Source organism: Microcystis sp. M109S1 (genome assembly GCF_020247025.1).
GTDB lineage: Bacteria > Cyanobacteriota > Cyanobacteriia > Cyanobacteriales > Microcystaceae > Microcystis.
Genome location: NZ_JADBRW010000039.1, coordinates 1 through 8,135 on the forward strand (window position 1 = coordinate 1; position 8,135 = coordinate 8,135).

An 8,135-nucleotide genomic window follows, 5' to 3' on the forward strand; every position below is an offset into this window, starting at 1 on the left:
ACTCAAAATGGGCGTGGAGAAAGTGTCAGACTTAAGCAATTAAGCGTTTTTCGGTGAAGCGTCAACCCCGTTCAGCGACCACCCTAAAAAAGTGGCGTGGTGAGGAATCGCCGTCCGTTTTACGGCGGCGAGGATGTCAACCTGTGGGCAGTAGGATGAATAAACACGATCCTACTGCCTAGATTTGTTCTAATTTACTGATAAACCGGCATTAGCTTGAATATAATCGGGTAATTCAATCTTTACCGGTTGTACCCGCCAGATTTCCTCGCAGTATTCCCGAATCGATCGATCGCTAGAGAATTTCCCCATGCGGGCCACATTAAGAATCGCTAAACGACTCCAATGTTCTTGATCTTGATAGGCGCGACCGACACCCTCCTGACAGTCGATATAGGACTGATAATCGGCCAGTAACATATAGGGATCATCGTAGATAAGATTATCCACAAGCGGACGGAATAAACTACTATCACCCCGGCTAAAAAATCCCGAACCAATGAGGTCTAAGACTGCCCGCAATTCTTCGTTATGGTAATAGTATTCTTGGGGATTATAACCCTGGGCTTTCTTAGCATAAACCTCCTCGGTTGTCAAGCCAAAAAGAAAGAAATTTTCTGCCCCCACCTCTTCACGAATTTCGATATTTGCCCCATCGAGAGTGCCGATAGTTAAGGCCCCATTCATGGAGAATTTCATATTACCAGTTCCCGAAGCTTCTTTCCCGGCCGTGGAAATTTGTTCAGACAAGTCGGCAGCCGGATAAACCCGTTGACCGAAGGTGACATTATAATCGGGCAGAAAAACCACTTTTAAACGTCCTCCAATCGTCGGATCATTGTCGATCACTTCTGCCACAGAATTAATCAATTTAATGATTAATTTCGCCATAAAATAACCCGGGGCTGCCTTACCACCAAAAATAAAAGTACGGGGTGTAATATCTAGATTGGGATTATTTTTGAGGCGATGATAGAGAGTGACGATATGTAAAACGTTGAGATGTTGCCGTTTATATTCGTGAATGCGTTTTACCTGCACATCAAAGAGGGTACTAGGATCAACTTTAATGCCGACTTTTTTATCGATATAGTTGGCTAAATCTGCCTTAATATCGTATTTAATTCGTCGCCAATAGTCCCGAAATACCCCATCATCGACATAGTTTTCTAAACCGCGTAAATCCTCCAGATGCTTAATCCAACTTTCGCCGATTTTTTCTGTAATCGCAAAAGTCAAGCGGGGATTACTAGAAACTATCCAGCGCCGGGGAGTAACTCCATTGGTTTTGTTGCTAAACTTTTCGGGAAAGAGTTCATAGAAATCGCGCAGAACATCTTTTTTCAGTAATTCTGTATGGAGGGCTGCCACCCCATTAATTGCTTGGGAACCTACACAGGCAAGGTGAGCCATACGGACATATTTTTCGCCGCTTTCATCGATTATAGATAAACGGGACATTTTGCCGTCATCATGGGGATAAATAATGCGAATTTTATCCAAGAAACGATAGTTAATTTCGTAGATAATTTCCATTAATCGGGGTAAAAGACGACCAAAAATACTCAAAGGCCATTTTTCTAAAGCTTCTGGCAAAAGAGTATGATTGGTATAGGCGAAGGTATTTTGAGTAATAAACCAAGCTTTATCCCAATCGAAATGATGCACATCAATTAACAAGCGCATTAACTCGGCCACACCGACGGAAGGGTGAGTATCATTCAATTGTACCGACCATTTTTGATGAAAATTATCGAGACTGGGGTTCTCATATAAGTGAATACGAATCATATCCTGTAGGGAACAGGAAACAAAGAAATATTGCTGTTCTAAACGCAGTTCTTTGCCTTGAATTGGTTCATCGTTAGGATAGAGAACTTTACTGATATTTTCCGAGTGAACTTTATTATCCACCGCACCATAATAATCGCCGCGATTAAAGCGACCAAAATCAAAAGATTCACAAGCTTCTGATTTCCAGAGACGCATGGTATTAGCGGTGTTAACTCGATAGCCGAGAATTGGGGTATCGTAGGGAATTCCTTTGACTACATAATCGGGAATCCAACGACTGCGATAATTACCATTTTCGTCGGTATAGGATTCGGTATAACCGCCAAATTTTACCTCTACTCCCGCTTCCGGTCGGGCAATTTCCCAGGGATTTCCATACTGTAACCACTTATCGGTTATTTCCACCTGCCAACCGTCGTGAATTCTTTGATCAAAGATACCAAATTCGTAGCGAATACCGTAACCAATAGCGGGAATTTCTAGGGTAGAAAGGGAATCTAAATAACAGGCCGCTAAACGACCTAAACCACCATTTCCTAACCCCGGTTCTTCTTCTTGGGCAATTAATTCTTCTAGTTTTAATCCCGATTCGCTGACAGCTTTCTCCACCTGTTCGTAGATACCGAGATTAATTAAATTATTAGCCAAATGGGGACCGACTAAAAATTCGGCCGAGAGATAACAAACGGTTCTGACATCTTTTTTTAGATAGGTTTGTTGGGTGGTTAACCAACGCTGTAATAAACGATCGCGGATTGTATAGGCTAGGGCCAGGTAAAGATCGTTTTTGCTGGCTAATTCTGGCAATTTACCTTGAATATAGAGTAAATTATCCCTTAAAGCCCGTCGGATAGTTTCTGTGTCTAATCCTGTTCTGTCGTCTTCGATGATAATCGGACAAACAAAAGTTGACTCTGGAGATGGATTCATGGGGGTATTTTTACTGAAGATTGACTGCTCTTAGTCTAAAATAATCTGTCCTCAAATTTTATCAAGAAAAGCTTAAATCTTGACTAAGATTAAGGTATAGTAATAATAAAGTTAAGGTGATTAAATTTCAGTTAACGATAGGAAGCGAAAATAGGAGAAAGTTTGAGCAATGCGTGCTTTTGTGACGGGTGGAACGGGTTTTATCGGGGCGAATTTAGTGCGATTGCTTTTAGTTGAAGGCTACCAAGTCCGCGTCCTCGTCCGTCCCCACAGTAATCTCAGAAATTTGTGGGGTTTAGATGTGGAAATTGTCCGGGGTAATTTAAATGATGAGAACTTATTTAAATTAATGGTCGGATGCGAAGTTCTCTTTCATGTAGCGGCGCACTATTCTCTCTGGCAAAAGGATAGACATCAACTCTACCAAAACAATGTTTTAGGCACAAGAAATGTTCTAGAATCGGCGCATTTAGCGGGAATTGCCAGAATAGTTTATACCAGTTCCGTGGCCGCCATTGGAGTGGGTAAAAAGGGTGAAAGTGTCGATGAAACTTATCAAAGTCCCGCCCATCAATTAGTGGGTTATTATAAAAAATCGAAGTATTGGGCAGAACAGGAAGCATTCAAAGCAGTACAAAGAGGACAGGATATCGTTATAGTTAATCCTAGTACGCCCATAGGAGCATTTGATATCAAGCCTACACCCACCAGCGACATTATTCTCCGTTTTTTGCGGCGAAAAATGCCCGCTTATGTGAATACGGGATTAAATCTAATTGATGTGCGCGATGTGGCCTGGGGACATTTATTAGCTTTAGAAAAGGGCAGAACTGGCGAAAGATATATTTTAGGTCATCAAAACACTTCTTTAAAAACTTTGTTGACAGAATTAGCTGAAATTACCAGCATAAATGCCCCGAAAATTGTTTTACCTTTTTGGATTCCTTTACTAATAGCTTGGTTAGATGAAAAAGTTCTTCCTGTCCTCGGAAAATCGCCCTCTATACCCCTTGATGGCGTGAAAATGTCAAAACAGTCCATGTACTACGATTCCTCGAAGGCAGTGCAAGAACTAGGCTTACCCCAATCGCCGATTAGACAAGCTTTAGCCGATGCCATCGATTGGTTTCAAACCAATGGAGACATTACCTATTAAGACTGAGTAGGAAAGGAAAAAGATGCTCTCAATTGTGCTTAGATATTTATCTATTTTTGCGCCCTTAATAATTCATCTAGGAAAACCTGTTCTTGCTAAAATAACTCCAATTTTAAGCGCCATCATCCCCCCAAGAACACTGCCCAACCAGTAAATTAAACCGAAAGTCACGTTTCCCTGCTCTAAAAACTTGTTGACCTCCAAACTATAGGTGGAAAAAGTTGTATAGGAACCACAAAAACCCGTGGCAATCATCAATCCTAATTCTGGGGCAATTATGCGAATATTTTCCTTAACCATAGTAAAGATATAGGCAATAACTAAACAGCCAGAAACATTGACAAAAAATGTAGCTAAAAATACCCATTCTTGACTGAAGAGATATTGAATTAATTCGGCGATATAAAAACGACTCAAAGCCCCCAAAATAGCCCCAATCGCCACGAATAAACCATAACGTCCCCTGAAAAAATCCATGCTGTCTGTCCTGCCGTTAAATAGTCAATAAATTGGAGAATTCAACTGGAAAAACTTGGGCAATAGCTGCCCCGATTCTCACGGCAATCAATCCGAAAATTATACTAGCAACGGCAAAAAAAAGACTGAGAAAATTTTGTTGATTGCGCCAGAGAATCAAGATATCTAAACTATAGGTAGAAAAGGTGGTATAAGCTCCTAAAAATCCCGTTCTAACCATTAAATCTAGTTGGTGGGAATAAAAGGTAAAACTGGGTAAAATAGCCCAAAAAAAGCCGATAGCTAGACAGCCAGTTAAATTAATAATAAAGGTTCCATAGGGAAAGCGCAAGCCGAATTTTGCTTTTGTCCATTCGGTAATATGATAACGAGATAACGCCCCCGGAACCGCTCCTGCTACAATTGCGAAAACATCGTTCAAATCTGACATTGTCTCTAATTTTTTTGCTATCTTTGCCTAGGCTCTATCATAATTGATGCGGTTATCGATCGCATCGCCAATTTTTGCAGGGATGTTTTGGGCCCGGACCCCCCTCTGACTTTAAAATAAAGGGATGAAAATTCAACCGCGTAAACGTTTTGGACAACATTGGTTAAAAGATGAATCGATACTCGATCGCATCATCGGCGCTGCTAATTTACAATCAGAAGATCGGGTATTAGAAATCGGACCGGGTACAGGCATTTTAACCCGTCGTCTTCTCGATGGCGCTCAATTAGTGGTCGCTGTAGAAATCGATCGAGATCTATGGACAATTTTAAATAAAAAATTTGGCCAACAAGATAACTTTCATCTCATACCAGGCGACTTTCTTACCCTTAAACCCGAGCAACTGCCGCCAGTTAATAAGGTAGTGGCTAATATCCCCTATAATATCACCGGTCCGATCCTCGAAAAGCTCCTCGGTTCGATCGCCCATCCTTTCACCCCCCCTTACCAGAGTATTACCCTCTTAGTCCAGAAAGAAGTCGCCGAAAGATTAGTCGCTGTCCCCTCCACCAAAGCTTACAGCGCTTTGAGCGTCCGCATTCAATACCTTGCCGATTGTCAATGGATTTGTGATGTACCCCGGCGGGCCTTTTCCCCACCTCCCCAGGTGGATTCGGCGGTAATTAGGCTTTTACCCCGTGTTTTGCCGAATAATGTCAGTAATGCTGCCTTTTTGTCCACTTTAATTAGCAGGGGTTTTGCCAACCGGCGCAAAATGTTACGCAATAATCTAAAAAATTGTCTGGATAGCGATCGATTAAGCCAAATCCTGACACAATTAGAAATTAATCCCCAGGCTCGCGCCGAAGATCTCAGTTTATCGCAATGGATTGACTTGGCGGAAAAATTAGGTCAATTGCCAAAATTTTAGATTTTTTTCCTTGACAAATGCACAGTTATACCCTTCTAGCCCCCGCTAAAATTAATTTATATCTAGAAATAGTTGGCGATCGCCCCGATGGTTTCCACGAGTTAGTGATGGTGATGCAGACGGTGGCATTATGCGATCGCATCACTCTCCGGCCCAACGGATTGCAGGAATTCCGTCTCTTTTGCCATCATCCCCTCGTCCCCCAAGATAGCAGTAATCTCGCCCATCGCGCCGCCACTTTGATGGCGAGGGAATTCCCCCGGCTCTTTGCCAATTACGGCGGCATTGATATCAGCATCGACAAATATATTCCCGTGGCTGCCGGTTTAGCGGGGGGGTCCACCAACGCGGCGGCGGTGTTAGTCGGTATCGATTTAATCTGGGAATTAGGCTTAACCCGTCCGGAATTAGAAACTTTAGCGGCAAGATTGGGCTCCGATACTTCCTTTTGTGTGACAGGAGGAACGGTTATCTGTACGGGAAGGGGAGAAATTCTCGATCCTATCGCTCCTCTGACTGGATTATGGGTGATTTTAGCCAAATACGACCATTTATCCGTTTCTACACCCTGGGCCTACCAAAGCTATCGGCAAAAATTTCAGGATACCTATCTGTCTTCTCCAGAGGAATTTCATCACCGTCGTCAGCAGGTGAGTTCCGGGGCTTTGGTACAAGCGATCGCCCAGAAAAAACCGGCCGATATCGGCAAATTTATCCATAATGACCTCGAAAAGGTGGTTTTACCCGAATTTCCCCTCGTAGCCGAGTTAAGACAGGTTCTAGACGATTTAGGCGGCTTGGGAACGATGATGTCAGGCTCTGGTCCGACGGTTTTTACTCTCTGTTCATCTCAGGAAGTGGCGGAAACCATCGTTAAAAAGGCCCGGGAAATTCTCGTCGCTCCCGATCTACAATTTTGGATAGCCCCAATCACCGATACAGGCATTCAAGGGACTTGAGAAAAGTGAAATTGACCGCCTTTACCAAGATAACCAAACTCGCGGAATAATTGCCTCTCGATCGCTCATTTCTCGCCTTAAAATTTGCCAAACCTGCTGAAACCATTGTCGCACTTCACCGCTAGAATTACCCCGATAACGACACAAAAGACCATCTCCTAAAGTGCTAGTAACTCCCCTCTCCCCTTCTAGGGAAAAACCTCTAACTTTCTCAATTAAATTTCTTCCCACTGGTTGACCGATATAAACTAAAGTACCGATCATGGCACTATCATTTAAACCGGAAAATCCCTCGATCATTTTACCACCTAACAGGCAGGAGCGATCGAGCCATAAAGGTTGTCCAGATCGCCAAATTTCCCAATTAGAATGCCATTCTCCCGCTAAAAATTTCTCGCCTCGCGCACTGCGACCAAAACGGGTAATTTCCCATCCCAACCAACTGCTATTTTCCCCTAAATCCACTCGTAAATGTTGGCGAAATGCTGCACCATTAAAGATAATCGTTTCTTGAGGTAGCCATTCTAAACTGGCATTGTCATCGATTTTAATCTCGATTAATTGCTGGGACATCTGACCATTACTCTGGTAAACTTTTCCAGCAGAAGCAGTGGTAATCAGGGCATTAGTAGCGGCTTGAAGATGAATTTTTTGTTGAAGAACATCACCCCCAACTATTCCCCCAGCCGTGTGTAAAATCACCGTATGACAAAGGGTTTTTCCTTCGGGATAAAAAGGTCTTTGTACTTTTAAAGGGGCGGTAGCATAGACGTGATTAATCTGGGTTGCGAGATTTTTTTGCGTGTAAATTAGTTCTAGGTTTCCCTGCCACATTATTTATTGATCCTCAGTCATGGTTTCTAGAAATTGCCGATAATTTTCAGGACTGAGATTAATTTTAACTTCTATTTGCTGTTCTTTATCCCTGAACAGTAAAATATATTCACTTTCTGCTTTTTTGCCGACCAGGAGAGGATTTTTTAGCTCGAATTTTTGATATAGCATTTCTCACACCTGTGTGGCACAGTTAAACCTTTGCTGATTAAGCTTTTCAACATCGATAATGTACCTCTTGCGAACAGGAAACGCTATAAACCAGATGGGGTTTCGTCACTTGTCTCACTTTGTCACCCCTTCAGCCTCGGTAGTTACCCTTTTTTTGAGAGGATGTTTGAAAAGGGTCAGAGGGAACGAGAGAATGAGGCTTTCAGGCATCGATCCCTAACGACAGAATAGACATCTCCATAATTTAATTAAATCACAATAATAGGATATAATAGAACTCTTGCAAATTAATTATATGTTATAATGATGGGCTAACTAATTTTCCCCAAAAAATTAGTTAATCAGTACATTCGTCCTGAATGAAAACTTGAAGTTTAACTTTTAACTCAAAACTCTTTAGAGCTGCTTTAATTTGGTTATCAAAACCTCTTTATTTAAGCGGCACAAACTATC

At 42.2% G+C, this 8,135-nt stretch carries 8 protein-coding genes and 1 pseudogene; 4 read left to right on the forward strand and 5 right to left on the reverse strand.

Annotated elements, in window-relative coordinates:
• Positions 1-53 precede the first annotated feature (53 nt).
• Positions 54-182 (forward strand): hypothetical protein, encoded by a 129-nt coding sequence (locus tag IM322_RS01595; protein WP_287675821.1) that lies wholly within the window; start codon positions 54-56, stop codon positions 180-182.
• Between the two features lie 7 nt (positions 183-189).
• Here IM322_RS01595 and IM322_RS01600 read toward each other — a convergent pair whose 3' ends face one another.
• Positions 190-2,724 carry a glycogen/starch/alpha-glucan phosphorylase gene (locus tag IM322_RS01600; protein WP_287675820.1) on the reverse strand — a complete coding sequence of 845 codons (2,535 nt, stop codon included), beginning with the start codon at positions 2,722-2,724 and terminating at the stop codon, positions 190-192.
• Positions 2,725-2,893: 169 nt separating this feature from the next.
• On the opposite strand from IM322_RS01600, the gene hpnA reads away from it, so the two are divergent.
• Complete coding sequence (gene hpnA, locus IM322_RS01605; protein WP_286827394.1) at positions 2,894-3,880, forward strand: hopanoid-associated sugar epimerase; 987 nt, start codon at positions 2,894-2,896, stop codon at positions 3,878-3,880.
• A gap of 72 nt (positions 3,881-3,952) precedes the next feature.
• On the opposite strand, the gene crcB (IM322_RS01610) is transcribed toward hpnA, so the two are convergent.
• The gene (gene crcB, locus IM322_RS01610; RefSeq protein ID WP_287675818.1) at positions 3,953-4,357 is read right to left on the reverse strand and encodes a fluoride efflux transporter CrcB; all 405 of its coding nucleotides are present in this window, start codon (positions 4,355-4,357) and stop codon (positions 3,953-3,955) included.
• A 16-nt stretch (positions 4,358-4,373) separates the two neighbouring features.
• Positions 4,374-4,787 (reverse strand): fluoride efflux transporter CrcB, encoded by a 414-nt coding sequence (gene crcB, locus IM322_RS01615; RefSeq protein ID WP_287675817.1) that lies wholly within the window; start codon positions 4,785-4,787, stop codon positions 4,374-4,376.
• Between the two features lie 124 nt (positions 4,788-4,911).
• Between crcB (IM322_RS01615) and rsmA the strand changes: the two genes are divergently transcribed.
• Positions 4,912-5,718: a 16S rRNA (adenine(1518)-N(6)/adenine(1519)-N(6))-dimethyltransferase RsmA gene (gene rsmA, locus IM322_RS01620; RefSeq protein ID WP_287675816.1), complete on the forward strand. Its 807-nt coding sequence runs from the start codon at positions 4,912-4,914 to the stop codon at positions 5,716-5,718.
• Positions 5,719-5,735: 17 nt separating this feature from the next.
• The gene (ispE, locus tag IM322_RS01625; RefSeq protein ID WP_287675814.1) at positions 5,736-6,677 is read left to right on the forward strand and encodes a 4-(cytidine 5'-diphospho)-2-C-methyl-D-erythritol kinase; all 942 of its coding nucleotides are present in this window, start codon (positions 5,736-5,738) and stop codon (positions 6,675-6,677) included.
• Positions 6,678-6,698: 21 nt separating this feature from the next.
• Here ispE and IM322_RS01630 read toward each other — a convergent pair whose 3' ends face one another.
• Both IM322_RS01630 and IM322_RS01635 read right to left on the reverse strand, forming a co-directional pair.
• Positions 6,699-7,511 (reverse strand): urease accessory protein UreD, encoded by an 813-nt coding sequence (locus IM322_RS01630; protein WP_287675813.1) that lies wholly within the window; start codon positions 7,509-7,511, stop codon positions 6,699-6,701.
• Between the two features lie 3 nt (positions 7,512-7,514).
• A pseudogene (locus IM322_RS01635) lies at positions 7,515-7,682 on the reverse strand (hypothetical protein); the annotation flags it as partial.
• Positions 7,683-8,135 lie beyond the last annotated feature (453 nt).